The organism is Paucibacter sp. TC2R-5, assembly GCF_025717605.1.
Taxonomy (GTDB): domain Bacteria; phylum Pseudomonadota; class Gammaproteobacteria; order Burkholderiales; family Burkholderiaceae_C; genus Paucibacter_A; species Paucibacter_A albus.
The window spans coordinates 1-770 of the sequence record NZ_JAJIRQ010000036.1; the positions used below are offsets into that span (position 1 = coordinate 1).

The following is a 770-nucleotide window of genomic DNA, read 5'->3' on the forward strand; positions in this document are numbered from 1 at the left end:
CTGAGGTGGGCGAGTTTGCGGAGCGGGTTATGCAGCGGTCTTGGCCCAGTCCAACAATACGTGCATCTTCATCGTCGGCGAGTCTTGAACCATGGGCTTGACACCCGTGAGGATGAAACTGTCCATGCCCTGTATTGCACCGCATCTTCGAACTGCGCATTAAGGAAGCAATGCAGCGGTCACTGTTCGGCGATACGAAACTAGCGACGGCACCGCTGGACCGCATTGCGCAACACTGCGACATCTTGGAAACCGGCAACGACTCCTACCGCTTCAAACAGCGCAAAAATGACATCAAAACCGACCAAGCAACTGGAAACTGTTGGAAGCTTCTTGTCAATATCACGCTTCATCTTTCTGCTTGTCTATAGTCGCATGAAAAGCAAAAAAGAAATTCAAATCAATTGACGGAATAGGCAACGGCCACCACCCCTCCTTCGAGCCTGGGAAATAATGACGCAATATTGCCACAAGGTTATGGCAGGAATTTACATGCTCTCTTGCCATGATGAAATCATAATCTATCCCCTTTTTCAAAGAATTTTTTCGAGGGCCTAGTTGCCGCCCCAACCGCCACGCGAGACCTGGATCCGTTGGAATAAGAACTGATAGAACTCCACCATGCTTCAGGACCCTCTGCCACTCCTTAAGTACGAGGTGCGGTTGGTAGATGTGCTCAAGTACATGAGTCGCAACAAGCCTGTCGAACGCATTGTCTGAGTACGATAGTACACCGCCAGATTGCACCTCAAAGCCAAGCCTACCACTGA

The 770-nt window shown here is 50.1% G+C and carries 2 protein-coding genes; one reads left to right on the forward strand and one right to left on the reverse strand.

Annotated features, from left to right (window positions below):
• Positions 1-170 precede the first annotated feature (170 nt).
• Positions 171-371, forward strand: a complete 201-nt coding sequence (locus LNV08_RS23235; protein WP_414858791.1) for an ATP-binding protein — start codon at positions 171-173, stop codon at positions 369-371.
• Here LNV08_RS23235 and LNV08_RS22965 read toward each other — a convergent pair.
• Positions 343-770, reverse strand: a 428-nt coding sequence (locus tag LNV08_RS22965) for a class I SAM-dependent methyltransferase (RefSeq protein WP_263536064.1), incomplete at its 5' end; no start/stop codon positions are given. The genes LNV08_RS23235 and LNV08_RS22965 overlap by 29 nt on opposite strands.

What these genes read in the sequence shown, in the direction of transcription:
- LNV08_RS23235 (WP_414858791.1), top strand. Translation starts at nt 171, where the DNA reads ATGCAGCGGTCACTGTTCGGCGATACGAAACTAGCGACGGCACCGCTG.